The sequence below is a fragment of the Crossiella sp. S99.2 genome (assembly GCF_023094165.1).
Taxonomy (GTDB): domain Bacteria; phylum Actinomycetota; class Actinomycetes; order Mycobacteriales; family Pseudonocardiaceae; genus Crossiella.
In genome coordinates, this window is the sequence record NZ_JALMDK010000001.1 from 837,366 (window position 1) to 852,238 (window position 14,873).

Annotated in this window: 14 protein-coding genes; 12 read left to right on the forward strand and 2 right to left on the reverse strand. The window is 72.1% G+C overall.

Going from position 1 to position 14,873, the window contains the following annotated elements; all coding sequences use genetic code 11:
- Positions 1 to 78 precede the first annotated feature (78 nt).
- Positions 79 to 678, forward strand: coding sequence for a TetR/AcrR family transcriptional regulator (locus MZC64_RS04105; RefSeq protein WP_247756255.1), 600 nt, complete (start codon positions 79 to 81; stop codon positions 676 to 678).
- Positions 679 to 687: 9 nt separating this feature from the next.
- Positions 688 to 1,905 (forward strand): MFS transporter, encoded by a 1,218-nt coding sequence (locus MZC64_RS04110; protein WP_247755701.1) that lies wholly within the window; start codon positions 688 to 690, stop codon positions 1,903 to 1,905.
- Here the strand turns inward: MZC64_RS04110 and MZC64_RS04115 are convergent.
- The gene (locus MZC64_RS04115) at positions 1,892 to 3,064 is read right to left on the reverse strand and encodes a sorbosone dehydrogenase family protein (RefSeq protein ID WP_247755702.1); all 1,173 of its coding nucleotides are present in this window, start codon (positions 3,062 to 3,064) and stop codon (positions 1,892 to 1,894) included. The genes MZC64_RS04110 and MZC64_RS04115 overlap by 14 nt on opposite strands.
- 102 nt (positions 3,065 to 3,166) lie before the next feature.
- On the opposite strand from MZC64_RS04115, the gene MZC64_RS04120 reads away from it, so the two are divergent.
- From MZC64_RS04120 to MZC64_RS04150, 7 genes are all read left to right on the forward strand, one after another.
- A complete protein-coding gene (locus MZC64_RS04120; RefSeq protein ID WP_247755703.1) occupies positions 3,167 to 4,015 on the forward strand; it encodes an alpha/beta fold hydrolase in 849 nt (282 codons plus the stop codon).
- A complete protein-coding gene (locus tag MZC64_RS04125; protein ID WP_247755704.1) occupies positions 4,012 to 4,227 on the forward strand; it encodes a hypothetical protein in 216 nt (71 codons plus the stop codon). The genes MZC64_RS04120 and MZC64_RS04125 overlap by 4 nt, the downstream gene beginning before the upstream one ends.
- Positions 4,228 to 4,307: 80 nt before the next feature.
- Positions 4,308 to 7,922: a transcription-repair coupling factor gene (mfd, locus tag MZC64_RS04130; protein ID WP_247755705.1), complete on the forward strand. Its 3,615-nt coding sequence runs from the start codon at positions 4,308 to 4,310 to the stop codon at positions 7,920 to 7,922.
- A 65-nt stretch (positions 7,923 to 7,987) separates the two neighbouring features.
- Entirely contained in the window at positions 7,988 to 8,989 is a 1,002-nt protein-coding gene (locus MZC64_RS04135; protein WP_247755706.1) for a SurA N-terminal domain-containing protein, read from the forward strand.
- Positions 8,986 to 9,993: a MazG family protein gene (locus tag MZC64_RS04140; protein ID WP_247755707.1), complete on the forward strand. Its 1,008-nt coding sequence runs from the start codon at positions 8,986 to 8,988 to the stop codon at positions 9,991 to 9,993. The genes MZC64_RS04135 and MZC64_RS04140 overlap by 4 nt, the downstream gene beginning before the upstream one ends.
- A 106-nt stretch (positions 9,994 to 10,099) precedes the next feature.
- The gene (locus MZC64_RS04145) at positions 10,100 to 10,903 is read left to right on the forward strand and encodes a lytic murein transglycosylase (RefSeq protein ID WP_247755708.1); all 804 of its coding nucleotides are present in this window, start codon (positions 10,100 to 10,102) and stop codon (positions 10,901 to 10,903) included.
- A gap of 33 nt (positions 10,904 to 10,936) precedes the next feature.
- Positions 10,937 to 11,800, forward strand: coding sequence for a lytic murein transglycosylase (locus tag MZC64_RS04150; RefSeq protein WP_247755709.1), 864 nt, complete (start codon positions 10,937 to 10,939; stop codon positions 11,798 to 11,800).
- A gap of 7 nt (positions 11,801 to 11,807) precedes the next feature.
- Here MZC64_RS04150 and MZC64_RS04155 read toward each other — a convergent pair whose 3' ends face one another.
- Positions 11,808 to 12,194, reverse strand: coding sequence for a CDC27 family protein (locus tag MZC64_RS04155; RefSeq protein WP_247755710.1), 387 nt, complete (start codon positions 12,192 to 12,194; stop codon positions 11,808 to 11,810).
- 173 nt (positions 12,195 to 12,367) lie between these two features.
- Between MZC64_RS04155 and eno the strand changes: the two genes are divergently transcribed.
- From eno to MZC64_RS04170, 3 genes are read left to right on the forward strand one after another with little or no spacing between them, the layout of a single operon-like run.
- Entirely contained in the window at positions 12,368 to 13,660 is a 1,293-nt protein-coding gene (gene eno, locus MZC64_RS04160) for a phosphopyruvate hydratase (protein ID WP_247755711.1), read from the forward strand.
- Positions 13,661 to 13,665: 5 nt separating this feature from the next.
- Positions 13,666 to 14,292 (forward strand): septum formation initiator family protein, encoded by a 627-nt coding sequence (locus MZC64_RS04165; protein WP_247755712.1) that lies wholly within the window; start codon positions 13,666 to 13,668, stop codon positions 14,290 to 14,292.
- Positions 14,293 to 14,330: 38 nt separating this feature from the next.
- Entirely contained in the window at positions 14,331 to 14,813 is a 483-nt protein-coding gene (locus MZC64_RS04170) for a DUF501 domain-containing protein (protein WP_308300954.1), read from the forward strand.
- Positions 14,814 to 14,873 lie beyond the last annotated feature (60 nt).

Genomic DNA, 14,873 nt, shown 5'->3' on the forward strand with positions numbered 1-14,873 from the left:
GGGGAGATGGCAGCACGACGACGCGAGCGGGCGCAGAGCGAAGTCGCCGCAGCGCGCCCGCCAGTGCCGCGGGTGCGCATGACCGGCAAGGAGCGGCGGCAGCAGCTCCTCGACGTCGGGCGGGCGCTGTTCGCCGAGAAGGGCTACGACGCGGCCAGCATCGAGGAGATCGCGCACCGGGCCGGCGTGTCCAAGCCCGTGGTCTACGAGCACTTCGGCGGCAAAGAGGGCCTCTACGCGGTGGTCGTGGACCGCGAGATGGACCTGCTGCTGGAAGGTGTCATCAGCGCCCTCTCCGGCGCCACCCACCCCCGTGATCTGCTGGAACGGGCCGCCACCGCGTTGCTGGACTACATCGAGGAGTCCGCCGACGGCTTCCGGATCCTGGTCCGCGACTCGCCGGTGGCCAGTGCGACCGGCAGCTTCTCCAGCCTGCTCAACGACATCGCCAGCCAGGTCGAGCACATCCTCGGGCTGCAGTTCTCCTCCCGCGGCTACGACCCCAAGCTGGCCGGGCTCTACGCGCAGGCGCTGGTGGGCATGGTCGCGCTCACCGGGCAGTGGTGGCTGGAGGTGCGCAAGCCCAAGAAGGAAGAGGTGGCCGCGCACCTGGTCAACCTGTCCTGGAAGGGTTTGTCACACCTGGATCCGGCGCCCAAGCTGCGCATCTCTCGATAACTTGACCGGGTGCTCGCACCCCTGCGGTATCCCGCCTTCCGGCTGCTGACCGTAGGCCGGGTGATCACTCAGCTGGGTGATTCCGTCGCCACCATCGCGCTGGCCTTCGCCGTGCTCGACCTGACCGGCTCGGTGATCACGCTCGGGCTGGTGGTCGGTCTGCGTTCGATCATGGCCGTGCTCTCCCTGCTCTTCGGCGGGGTGATCGCGGACCGGCTGCCCCGGCACCTGGTGCTGGTGGGCAGCAGCGCGGTGAGCACGCTCAGCCAGGCCGCGCTCGCCACCCTGGTGCTCACCGGCACCGCGACCGTGCCGGCGGTGGCCGTGCTGGCCGCGATCAACGGCACCGCGGTCGCCTTCTCCTGGCCGGCCTCGGCCGCGATCACCCCGCAGACCGCGCCGGCGGAGACCTGGCAGCAGGCCAACGCGCTGGTCCGGCTGGGCATCAGCGGCGGCAAGATCGTCGGCGCCTCGGTGGGCGGGCTGCTGGTGGCGGTGGTCGGACCCGGCTGGGGGCTGGCGCTGGACGCGCTGACCTTCGCGGTGGCCGGACTGTGCTTCCTGCTGATCCGGCTGCCCAAGGCCGAGCCCAGCGCCGAGCGCACCACCATGGTCCGGGAGCTGATCGACGGGTGGCGCGAGTTCGTCTCCCGGCGCTGGGTGTGGGTGGTCGTGGTCGCGTTCATGTTCCTCAACGCGGCCACGGTCGGCGTGCTGCAGGTGCTCGGCCCGGCAGTGGCTGATCAGAGCATCGGCCGCTCCGCCTGGGGACTGGTGCTGGCCGCGCAGACCGCGGGCATGGCGGTGGGCGCGGTGATCGCGATGCGGTTGCGGGTGCGCAGGCTGTTGCTGGTCGGCTGCGTGTGCATGCTGCTGGACGCGGTGCTGCCGCTGACCATGGCGATCAGCCCGCAGACCTGGACCCTGGTGCTGATGGCCTTCCTGGCCGGGATCGGGCTGGAGCAGTTCGGGGTGGCCTGGGAGACCTCGATGCAGCAGCACATCCCGGCCGACCGGCTGGCCAGGGTGTACTCCTACGACGCGATCGGGTCCTTCCTCGCGGTGCCGGTCGGCGAGATCGCGATCGGCCCGGCCGCGCACGCGTTCGGGGTCACCGAGACCCTCTACGCCGCGGCCGGGGTGATCGCGCTGGCCACACTGTTCATGCTGGCCAGCCGTAGTGTGCGCCGGCTGGAGAACACCTCGCCCGCGCTCAGCGGCGGGTGATCCGCAGCAGCTTGTCCCCGGTGCCGTTGGAGGTGGTCACATACAGCGCGCCGTCCGGGCCGCGGCGGGCCGCGCGCAGCCTGCCGTGCGTGTCGTCCAGCTCCCTTGGCGCCGAGACCGACTTCACCGCGCCGGTCTCGTCCAGGCTGAGCAGCAACAGCTTGCTGCCCTTCAACGTGGTCATGGCCAGCATGCCGTCCAGCTCGCCCCAGTTCGCGCCGCTGAGGAAGTCCACCGCGCACACCGCCTCGGTGGAGGAGCCCGAACTCCACACCGCGGGCACCGCGTCCGGGAACCGCTCGGTATCGGTCATCGGCACGCTCTCGTCGTAGCTGGTCACCGTGCCGCCCTGGGCCGGGTCCCAGCCGTAGTTGGCGCCGGCCTTGAGCAGGTTCACCTCGTCGTCGCGGGTCGGCCCGTGCTCGGCGGCGAAGACCTGGTCCCCGCCCGGCCGGACCGCCAGGCCCTGCACGTTGCGGTGGCCGAGGGTGTAGATCAGCCGCTCCCGCGCGTCGCCGGAGCTGGCGAACGGGTTGCCCGGCGCGGGCGCCCCGGTGTTCAGGTCGATCCGCAGCACCTTGCCGCCCAGCCCGTGCCGGTCCTGCGCGGCCGCGGCCTGCGCCGCGTCCCCGGTGCCGACCAGCAGCGCGCCGTCCGGGGCCAGCTGCAGCCGGCAACCGGAATGCCGTCCGCTGCTCACCGGCAACCCGGCCAGCAGCGGGTTCGGGCTCTTGGTCGCGCTGCGGCCGTCCGCGGCCAGCGTCCAGGTGACCAGCCGGACGTCGATGGGCCGGTCGTCCTGCTGGTAGGTCTGGCAGGTGGTGAACTTGCGGCTGGTGGCGAAGTCCGGGTGCACCACCAGGCCCATCAGCCCGCCTTCCCCGCGCACCAGCACGTCGGTGAAGTCCGCGCGCACCTCGGTCACGCTCGCCCCCGGCCTGGACCCGGACAGCAGGGCCAGCCGACCAGGCCGCTGGCTGACGAGCACCTGCCCGTCCGGCAGGAAGCCGATCTCCCAGCCGTGCGTGAGCTTGTCGGTGACCACCTCCACCGCCAGGCTGGGCGAGGGACTCGTGGACGGCGCGCTGCCGCCCACCCCGCCCGCGCAGCCCGCTGTGAGCAGGACCGACAACCCGATGATCGCGACCCGCGAGTTCATGTTCTCCAGAGTGCGGCATCTGATGTGGTCTCGCCGTGAATGTCCGGATCACCGGCGGAATTCGGTAGGGCGCAACGAGCCTCGCGTGGCACGCTGCGCGGGATGACAGCCACGTTCGTGCTCGTGCACGGTGCCAACGCCAACTCCTTCAGCTGGTCCGCGGTGCAGCGGGAACTCACGCTGCGCGGCCACCGATCCCTCGCCGTCGACCTGCCCGGACACGGCTTCCAGGCCGGGTTCAGCCCCGCCTACCAGTCACCCCAGGACCTGGACGCGTTCGCCGCGGCCCCCTCCACGGTGGCCGCGGCCACGCTGGCCGACTACGTCGAGCACACCGTGGCCGTGGTGCGCCGGGCTGCCGAGCACGGGCCGGTGATCCTGGTCGGGCACAGCCTCGGCGGGTTCACCCTGGGCGGGGTGGGCAACGCGATCCCGGACCTGCTGCACCGGATCGTCTACATCGCCGCCTGGTGCTGCACCCGGCCGGTCCTCGACTACGTGACCGCGCCGGAGTACACCGAGGGCATGGCGATGGCCACCGGCCAGGCGCTGGTGGTGGCCGATCCGATGCGGGCCGGGCTGGTCCGGATGAACTGGCGCACCGGCGATCCGGCCCGGCTGGCCCTCGTGCACGAGGCCATGTTCGCCGAGGGCACCGAGGCCGAGTTCCTGGCCGCGATCAACACCCTGGACCCGGACGAGTCGGTGCACATCACCCAGGGCGACACCAGCCTGGACCCGGCGCGCTGGGGCCGGGTGCCGCGCAGCTATGTCCGGCTGGCCGGGGACCGGCTGCTGCCGCCGGCCTGGCAGGACCTGCTCATCGCGGACGCGGACGCGGCCAACCCGGAGCACCCCTTCGACGTGCACACCGTGGCGAGCAGCCACCTCGGCTTCCTGGCCCGCCCGGCCGCGGTGGTGGACATCCTGGACGCACTGGCCCCGCGATGAGCCTGGCGGGGAACGTGAAGCGGATCGGGTGCTCGCTCGTGCACCGCTGGCACCGGATCCCGGTGCTGGTGGCGGTGCTCGCGGTCAGCTTCTGGCTCAACGAGTTCCACTGGGGCTGGTTCAACCCCGGCCTGCTCATCGCCATCGCGGTGGCGCCGGGACTGCTCGACTGGTGGGTCGCGGGCGACGAGCGCGCGGCCGACGTAGGCTGACTGACGAGACCCCTCTCCGGGGCAACATCCCGGGCAGAGGTCTGTCTCGCGTTCGAACACCGAGGGGATCGCACTCCGTCATGACCACCTCCGCACCGCTGGCCGGTCTGCTGCTCGCCACCGCGAAGTCCGAGGCCCTCCGCAAGGTCGTCACCGCGGTCGGCGCGCACGATCTGGAACTGGAAGGCCCGGCCTCGGCCCGGCCGCTGGTCGTGGCCACCCTCGCCGCACCGGCCCCCCTCGGCGCGGACCGGATGGCCCTGGTCGTCACCGCCACCGGCCGGGAGGCCGAGGAACTCGGCACCGCCCTGTCCGACCTGCTCGGCGCGGACACCGTGGCGGTCTTCCCGTCCTGGGAGACGCTGCCGCACGAACGGCTCTCCCCGCGCGCGGACACCGTCGGCGGGCGGCTGTCCATCCTGCGCAGGCTGGCCCACCCCGAGGAGTTCGGGCCGCTGCGGGTGGTGGTGGCCACCGTGCGCAGCCTGATCCAGCCGATGGCCCCCGGCCTGGGCGAACTGGAGCCGGTACGGCTGCGGGTCGGCTCCGAGCACGACTTCCACACCCTGGTCGAGCGGTTCGTGCAGCTGGCCTACGTGCGGGTGGACATGGTGGAGAAGCGCGGTGAGTTCGCCGTGCGCGGCGGCATCCTGGACGTCTTCCCGCCCACCGCCGAACACCCGGTGCGACTGGAGTTCTGGGGCGATGAGGTCACCGAGATCCGCGCCTTCGCCGTGGCCGACCAGCGCTCGCTGGCCGATCCGGTGCCCGAGCTGTTCGCCCCGCCCTGCCGGGAACTGCTGATCACCGACGAGGTCCGGGCCCGCGCGGCCGGCCTCGGCGCGGAGCATCAGGGCGATCCGCAGCTGGCCGAGATGCTGGACAAGATCGCCAACGGGATCCCGTGCGAGGGCATGGAGGCGTTGCTGCCCGCGTTGCTGCCCGGCCAGCTCGAACTGCTCACCGACGTGGTCCCGGTCGGCACGCACGTGCTGGTGGCCGACCCGGAGAAGGTGCGCACCCGCGCGCACGACCTGGTGCGCACCGGCCAGGAGTTCCTGGAAGCCTCCTGGATGGCCGCGGCCAGTGGCGGCAAGGCCCCGATCGACCTGGGCGCCTCCGCCTACCGCAGCCTCTCCGACGTGGCCGAGCACGCCCGCGAGACCGGCCGCCCCTGGTGGTCGCTGAGCCAGCTCACCACCGACGACGTGGACGGCGAGCGCCGCCCGATCCGGCTGGACATCCGCCAGGTCGAGGCCTACCGCGGCGAGGTCGAACGGGCCTTCGCCGACCTGCGCGCGCACGCCGCGGCCGGCGGCGCCGCGGTGCTCGTGGTGCCCGGCACCGGCACCGGGCAGCGGGCCTGCGAACAGCTCGGCGAGGCCGAGGTGCCCTGCCGCTGGGCCGAGGACGGCCTGCCGGCGGCCCCGGCTCCCGGCCTGGTCACCGTGGTCCGCGGCGCGCTGGAGGACGGCTTCGTGCTGACCGACCCGGCGCTGGTGGTGCTCACCGAGACCGACCTCACCGGCGGCCGCGGCGGCACCTCCACCAAGGACATGCGCCGGATGCCCTCCCGTCGCCGCAACGCCGTCGACCCGCTCGCGCTCAAGCCCGGCGACTTCGTGGTGCACGAGCAGCACGGCATCGGCAAGTACGTGCAGATGGTGCAGCGCACCGTGCAGGGCGCCACCCGCGAGTACCTGGTGCTGGAGTACGCCTCCAGCAAACGCGGCCAGCCCGGCGACCGGCTGTTCGTGCCCACCGACCAGCTCGACGACGTCTCCCGCTACGTCGGCGGCGAACTGCCCGCGCTGAACAAGCTCGGCGGCTCGGACTGGAAGGCCACCAAGGCCAAGGCGCGCAAGGCGGTCAAGCAGATCGCGGCCGAACTCGTGCAGCTCTACGCGGCCCGGCAGTCCGCGCCGGGGCACGCCTTCGGCGAGGACACCCCGTGGCAGCGGGAGCTGGAGGACGCCTTCCCGTTCACCGAGACCCCCGACCAGATGGCCGCCATCGACGAGGTGAAGGCTGACATGCGCCGCCCGGTGCCGATGGACCGGGTGATCTGCGGCGACGTCGGCTACGGCAAGACCGAGATCGCGGTGCGCGCGGCGTTCAAGGCGGTGCAGGACGGCAAGCAGGTGGTGGTGCTGGTGCCCACCACGCTGCTCGCCCAGCAGCACCTCAACACCTTCACCGAGCGGATGCGCGCCTTCCCGGTCACGGTCAAGGGCATGTCCCGGTTCACCGACCCGATGGAAGCGGAGAAGGTGCTCGCCGGCCTGGCCGACGGCGGCGTGGACGTGGTCATCGGCACCCACCGGCTGCTGCAGAAAACCGTGCGCTACAAGGATCTCGGCCTGGTCATCGTGGACGAGGAGCAGCGCTTCGGGGTCGAGCACAAGGAGCACATCAAGTCCCTGCGCACGCACGTGGACGTGCTCACCATGTCCGCCACCCCGATCCCGCGCACGCTGGAGATGAGCCTGGCCGGCATCCGCGAGATGTCCACCATCCTCACCCCGCCGGAGGAGCGGCACCCGGTGCTGACCTACGTGGGCGGGCACAACGAGAAGCAGGTCGGCGCGGCCATCCGGCGTGAGCTGCTGCGCGACGGCCAGGTCTTCTACGTGCACAACCGGGTCAGCACCATCGAGAAGGCGGCCAGGTCGCTGCGTGAGCTGGTGCCCGAGGCCAGGGTGGTCACCGCGCACGGGCAGATGAACGAGGACCGGCTGGAGAAGATCATCGAGGGCTTCTGGGAGAAGGAGTACGACGTCCTGGTCTGCACCACCATCGTGGAGACCGGCCTGGACATCTCCAACGCCAACACCCTCATCGTGGAACGCGGCGACCTGCTCGGCCTCTCCCAGCTGCACCAGCTGCGTGGCCGGGTCGGCCGGGCCAGGGAACGCGGCTACGCCTACTTCCTCTACCCGCCGGAGTCCCCGCTCACCGAGCACGCGCACGACCGGCTGGCCACCATCGCGCAGAACTCCGAGCTGGGCTCGGGCATGGCGGTGGCCATGAAGGACCTGGAGATCCGCGGCGCGGGCAACATCCTGGGCGCGGAGCAGTCCGGGCACATCGCCGGGGTCGGCTTCGACCTCTACGTCCGGCTGGTCGGCGAGGCGGTGGACGCCTTCCGCAAGCAGGCGGGCGCCGGGGACGGCGAGGCCGAGGAGACCGAGCTGGCCGACGTGCGGATCGAGCTGCCGGTGGACGCGCACATCCCGCACGAGTACGTGCCCGGCGAGCGGCTGCGGCTGGAGGCGTATCGCAAGATCGCCGCGGCGGTCAGCCCGGCCGACCTGGACGCGGTGCGCGCGGAGCTGACCGACCGCTACGGCCCGCTGCCCAGGGCGGTGGAGCACCTGCTGTCGGTCTCCACCCTGCGCCAGACCTGCCGGGAGCACGGGGTCACCGAGATCGCCCTGCAGGGCAGCCAGATCCGGTTCGCCCCGATGGACCTGCGCGACTCGCAGACCATCCGGCTCAAGCGGCTCTACCCCAAGGCGCTGTACAAGCAGGCCACCCACCTGATCAACGTGCCGCGGCCCACCGAGGGCCCGGCCGGCGGGCGGATGGGCGCGCCGCCGCTGCGCGACGAGGCGCTGCTGGACTGGTGCGCGCAGTTCCTGCGCAACCTCGCCGGAGCCACTCCGGGTACCCCCGTTGGGGCGGGAAGGGCCTGATGGGCAAGACTCGTGACGACCTGCGCCACCCGATCGTGAGAAGGTACGGAGCTGTGACGAAGGCCATGACTCGCACCCGCCTGGTCGCCGTGTCGATCACCGCGGGCCTGTTCCTGACCGGCTGTGCCGGTGGCCCCAGCAAGATCGGCAGCGCGGCGATCGTCGGCGACACCGCCATCCCGCTGGAGACCGTGCAGCAGCGCTTCGACGCCTGGCTGGCGGCCTACTCGGACGGCTCCGGGGCCCAGCGGGAGCGGCAGGGCCTGGCCAACCTGGGCCGGGCGCAGGCCAGCGTGCTGGTCAGCCGCGAGCTGGTCCGCCAGGTCGCCAAGGCCGAGGGCGTGACCTACAGCGAGGAAGAGGTCCAGGAGCTGATCAAGCAGGTGGGCGGTTCCACCGAGGCGGCGGCGCAGACCCTGGAGACCCCGGCCAACTACCACCAGTCGGTGCGGGCCCAGCTGCTCGCGGCCGCGATCGGCCGCAGGCACATCCAGAACCTGCGCATCACCATGGACTTCACCACCGCGACCAGCCGCACCGAGGCCGAGCGCAAGGCCAAGGAGATGGCGCAGAGCGAGCAGGCCGCGACCGCGCTGGTGCGCAAGGACGTGGCAGGCATGCCGGCCAACCCGCAGACCGGCCAGTCCGCCGAGCAGAGCAGGCTGAACCAGACGCTGCCGGTGACCAACTTCCTCGGCCAGCAGACCCCGCGCGCGCTGATGTCGCTGTTCACCGTGCCCGCGGGCACCGTGGTCGGGGTCTCGCTGAACTCCGGCCAGCAGGGCGGCGGCGCGCAGCAGTGGATCGTGGCCAGGGTGAAGAGCCGCACCGACCAGCCGACCTCGGGCACCTCGCCGGGCGAGGTGGCCGAGCAGGCGGGCCCGTCCCAGCTCGAACTGGTCGGCCAGGCCGTGATCTCGCACTACGCCGCGGGCCAGAAGATCGAGATCAACCCGCGCTACGGCGTCTGGGAGCCGACCTCCACCGACACCCAGGCCCGGATCACCGGCCCCGGCAACCCGGCCCCCACCTTCAGCATCCCGGCGCGGGCCGAAGTCCAGAAGTGACGCCGGTGTTCCAGGGCTGCGCCGTCGTCCTGCTCAGCGAGCGCCTCGGCGCGGTCTTACCGCTGGCCGCGGTGCCCGTGGTGCGCACCGCGGCCGAGGTCTACGCCGACCCGGCCGAGCTGGGCTTTCCCGCTCCGCCACCGGCGGCCGAGCTGCTCGCGCTGGCCGCCGAGGCGCCGCTGGTGCTGCTGACCCTGGACGCCGAGGGCCCGGCCGCGGCCGCGCTGGTGCGGGCCGGGGCCAAGCTGATCGGCACCCCGGAGCCCCGTGGCGCCGGGCTGGTCGAGGCGGCCCAGGTCATGCACCGGCTGCGCTCGCCGGGCGGCTGTCCCTGGGACGCCGAGCAAACGCACGACTCACTGCGGCAGTACCTGGTCGAGGAGACCTACGAGCTGCTGGAGGCGATCGAGGACGGCGACCGGGCCGCGTTGCGCGAGGAACTCGGCGACGTGCTGCTCCAGGTGCTCTTCCACGCCAGGGTGGCCGAGGAGGACGGGGCCGACCCGTTCTCCATCGACGAGGTGGCCACCGAACTGGTGGCCAAGCTGGTCGGCCGCCACCCGCACGTCTTCGCCGAGCACGGCGACCCCGCGGTGCGGGACAGCCACACCCAGCAGCAGCGTTGGGAAGAGCTGAAGCAGATGGAAAAGCGCCGGGAGTCCGCGGTGGACGGGGTCGCCCTCGGCCAGCCCGCGGTGGCCCTGGCCGCCAAACTCGCCCAGCGCGCCGGTCGCGCCGGGGTGCCCGTCGACCTGCTGCCCGACGGCGGTGACCCCGGCCGGGCCCTGTTCGCGGTGGCCGCCAGGGCAAAGCTCGACGGCGGCGATCCGGAGTCCGCACTGCGCGCGGTGGCCCGTGGCTTCGGCCGCACCCTGCGTGCCGCCGAGGTCGCGGCCCGCGCCGACGGCGCCGATCCGGCCGCGCTGGACGCGGACGGCTGGCGCCGGTACTGGCCCACTGAACAGCTCAACGGCGGCTCACGCGGCGACAGCTCAACCGGCTGAACGGGCGAGACGGGCTACCCCTGATTGGGTTAATCGGAATGAATTCGTGACCCGCCGTGTGGGTTGACGATGACCTTGAGCGGGTTCCCAGGCACACTGGGTGGCGATGAACGCCGACGGCCACACCCGAAGCGAACGACGCTGGGCCTTCCTGTTGCTCGGGGCCACCGGAGCCGCCCTGGTCACCCTCGGCGCGGTGGTGGTGCGCGGCGAGCTGGCCGCCACGCCCGCGATGCGGCAACCACCGGTCGCCGAGTTCAAGTTGCCCACCGCCCTGGCCCCACCCAACGCCGGCGCGGCCCTGCCCGAGCTGACCCCGCAGCCACCGGGCGCCCGCCCGCAGGCCCAGCTGGCCGGCTGGGCCGCCCAGTACTCGAACAAGCTCAACGTGCCCAAGGGCGCGCTGGAGGCCTACGGCTACGCCGCCGCGCTCACCGCGGCCGAGCGGCCCGCCTGCCGGATCACCTGGACCGCGCTCGCCGGCATCGGCCAGATCGAGTCCAACCACGGCCGGTTCAACGGCGCCAAGCTGGACGCCTCGGCCCGCCCCACCAGCGATATCCGCGGCATCCCGCTGGACGGGCGGCCGGGCGTGAAGGCGATCAAGGACACCGACGGCGGCAGGCTGGACGGGGACACCGTGTGGGACCGGGCCATGGGCCCGCTCCAGTTCATCCCGACCACCTGGAAGGACTGGGGCGCCGACGCCGACACCGACGGCCGCACCGATCCGGACGACCTCGACGACGCCGCCCTCTCCGCCGCCCGCTACCTGTGCGCCAGCGGCGGCGACCTGGGCACGGCCGAGGGCTGGTGGCGTGCGGTGACCACCTACAACGAGAGCCGCCGCTACGGCCAGGACGTGCTGGACCGGGCCGATCACTACGGCCGGGCCAGCCGCGAGAACTGACCCGCCCGCGCCGGGTGTGCGTAGCCTGGTCTGGTGGTCACCCCTGCTGCACCGTCCCTGCCGACGCCCACCCCTGAGCCGCCCCGCCGTCGCGGCGGTGTAGCCGGGCGGCTGGTCATCGCCGGTGTGGTCATCGGCGTGGCCGGGGCGGGCATCTGGGCGCTGACCCAGGTCACCGAGCCGGACCGGACCCCGCGCCGGGTGGAGCCGCCGATCGTGGCGGTGCCGGTGGAACCCGGGTCCGCGGTGCCCGGCGACGTGCTGCCGGACCGGCAGCCGCCGCCGGACCGCAAGCCGCCGCCCGCGGCCCAGGGCGGTCCGGCCCCGGACCCGATCGGCGACTGGGCCAACCGGGTCAGCGAGACCATCGAGGTCCCGGCCCGCGCCTTACGCGCCTACGCGGTGGCCGACCTGACCCTGCGCGCGGAGAAGCCGCGCTGCCGGATCACCTGGGCCACCATCGCCGCGATCGGCCGGATCGAGTCCAACCACAACCGCTACGGCGGCGCGACCCTGCAGGAGGACGGCCGCCCGTCCAAGCCGATCATCGGCGTGCCGCTGGACGGCTCACCCGGCTTCAAGGCCATCCCGGACACCGACAAGGGCCAGCTCGACGGCGACACCCAGTGGGACCGCGCGGTCGGCCCGATGCAGTTCATCCCGGGCACCTGGAAGCGCTTCGCCGCCGACGGCGACGGGGACGGCAAGGCCGATCCGCAGGACATCGACGACGCCGCGGTGGCCGCCGGCCGCTACCTGTGCTCGGCCAACCGGGACCTGGGCACCGGCAAGGACTGGTGGGCGGCGACCTTCACCTACAACAACTCGGTGGAGTACGGCCAGAAGGTCTTCGGCCTGGCCGACCGCTACGCCCGCGGCAGCCTCGGCCAGCGCTGAAGCCGGTTCAGGTGCCGGTGTCCTTCTCCCGCAGCATGATCCGGGCCCGGACCTCGTTGACCGCCTCCAGGTAGTCCGGCTTCGGGTTCATCGCCGCGGCCATCCGCAGCTGGGTGATCGCCTCGGACAGCCTGCTCTGCCGTTGCAGCGTCCGGCCCAGCGCGAAGCGGGCGTAGTGATCGGTGGGATCCAGCTCCAGCACCCGGCGGAAGGACCGCTCGGCGCGGGTGAACTGGGCGGAGTGCAGATAACACCGGGCGGCGAGCAGATGAACACTCGGCAGGTCCGGATTGGACTCCAGGACGGGCTCCAGCCAGCGCAGTGCGTCCAGCGGCCGGTTCGCGGCCAGGAGCGACTCCGCCCTGCGATACGCCTCGAAGGTGCCCTCGGTCATAGTCACCCCACGGTACGACGTCTTCGCCGATCGCGCGCCCGCCATCCGGGCCATGATCCACACCCCACCGGCCGTGTTGGCCGTTCTGGTACGGCGTGCGCACGGGTGGGGGTGGGGTCCGGCTAGGCTCGGCAGTGGTCAAGTCCCAGGCTGGGTGATTAAGGAGAGCGCACGTGGCGGTCATCGAACAGGTAGGCGCCCGCGAGATCCTGGACTCTCGCGGCAACCCCACCGTCGAGGTCGAGGTGGCACTGGATGACGGCACGCTGGCCCGCGCGGCCGTGCCCTCGGGTGCGTCCACGGGCGAGCACGAGGCGGTTGAGCTGCGCGACGGCGACAGCAACCGGTACCTCGGCAAGGGTGTCGAGAAGGCCGTGACCGCGGTGCTCGATGAGATCGGCCCCGAGCTGATCGGCATCGAGGCCGTGGAGCAGCGGCTGGTGGACCAGAAGCTGGTCGACCTGGACGGCACCCCGGACAAGTCCCGGCTCGGCGCGAACGCCATCCTCGGCGTCTCGCTCGCGGTGGCCAAGGCCGCCGCCGAGTCCAGTGGGCTGGAGCTGTTCCGCTACGTCGGCGGCCCGAACGCGCACGTGCTGCCGGTGCCAATGATGAACATCATCAACGGTGGCGCGCACGCCGACAGCGATGTCGACATCCAGGAATTCATGATCGCGCCGATCGGCGCGGAGAGCTTCCGCGAGGCGCTGCGCTGGGGCGTGGAGGTCTACCACGCGCTCAAGTCGGTGCTCAAGGCCAAGGGCCTGGCCACCGGACTCGGCGACGAGGGCGGCTTCGCGCCGAACCTGCCGAGCAACCGGGACGCGCTGGACCTGATCGTGCAGGGCATCGAGAAGGCCGGTTTCCGGGTGGGCCGGGACGTCGCGCTCGCGCTCGACGCGGCCGCCACCGAGTTCTACAAGGACGGCTCGTACCACTTCGAGAAGTCCAAGCGCAGCGCCGAGCAGATGACCGGGTACTACACCGAGCTGCTCAACAACTACCCGCTGATCTCCCTTGAGGACCCGCTGTCCGAGGACGACTGGGACGGCTGGGTGCAGCTGACCAAGGAGGTCGGCGACCGGGTGCAGATCGTCGGCGACGACCTGTTCGTCACCAACCAGGAGCGCCTGGAGGAGGGCATCGCCCGCCGCGCCGCGAACTCGGTGCTGGTGAAGGTCAACCAGATCGGCACCCTGTCCGAGACGCTGGACACGATCAGCCTGGCGCAGTCCTGCGGCTACCGCAGCATGATGAGCCACCGCTCCGGCGAGACCGAGGACACCACCATCGCCGACCTCGCGGTGGCGCTCAACTGCGGTCAGATCAAGACCGGCGCGCCCGCCCGTAGCGAGCGGGTGGCCAAGTACAACCAGCTGCTGCGGATCGAGGAGACCCTCGGCGACGCGGCCCGCTACGCGGGCGAGCTGGCGTTCCCGCGGTTCACCCCGGACACCCAGGGCTGAGCCCGATGGCGGGGCGCGAGCACGACAGGGAGCGGCGGCGCAGGCGGACGGAGAACTCCTCCGCCTCCTCGGCGCGCCGGCCGGAGCGCGCGCGCCGCAAGTGGCAACGACCGGACCGGACCGGCGCGGCAGCGGCCTCCTCCAGCACCGAGGAGGTCCGCTCCGCCCGGGACCGGTCCGCGCGGGACCGCAGTGAGACCACCCGCCGCGGCACGCCCGGCACCCGGACCCGCAGGCCCACCGCGGGACCGGGCGGGGCGTTCAAGCTCTCCTCCACCCGGCGGGCCGCGCTGCTGGCGATCATCGCCTGCGCGCTGACGCTGTCCATCGCGGTGCCACTGCGCAACTACTGGAGTCAGAAGTCGGAGATGCAGGCCGAGACCGAGAAGGTCAAGCAGCTCAACGAGGTGGCCAAGCAGCTCGAGGAGCGCAAGACCCAGCTCTCGGACCCGACCCAGATCGAGGCCGAGGCCCGGCGCAGGCTGCGCTACGTCCGGCCGGGTGAGACGCCGTACGTGGTGCAGCTGCCGCAGCCGACCACCCCGGCCGCGCCGGCGGAGGCCGAACAACGCAAGAACGACAAGCCTTGGTACGACCGGCTATGGGACTCGATCACCGGGAGTGGTTCGTGAGCAAGGAAAAACCGCGCCTGGGACTGGACGTCCCGCCGGTGCGGGAGGAGCTGACCGAGGCCGATCGCGCGGCGGTGACCGCGCAGCTGGGCCGGTCACCACGCGGTGTACGGGCGGTGGCGTACCGCTGTCCGTGTGGCAACCCGGCGGTGCTCCAGACGAACCCCCGGTTGGACGACGGCACCCCGTTCCCCACCATGTACTACTCGACCTGCCCCCGGGTGAACTCGATGTTGGGGACGCAGGAGGCATCCGGTCTGATGAAGGAGATGACCGACCGCCTCGAAACCGATGAGGGCCTTGCTGACCAGTACCGGAAGGCGCACGAGAGCTATCTCGCCGAGCGCGACGGGATCGAGTCGCTGGGCACCGGGGTCACCGCGGGCGGAATGCCGGACCGGGTCAAGTGCTTGCACGTACAAGTTGCACATGCACTTGCCTGTGGGCGCGGAGTGAACCCTTTTGGTGATGAATCGGCTGATCGGCTGACTGACTGGTGGCGCTCCGGTAGCTGCGTGTAGCGCGCGCTGGGCTCTCTGGGGAACTCGCGGTCTTCGGCTGCACCGGTCGAGTCGCTACAC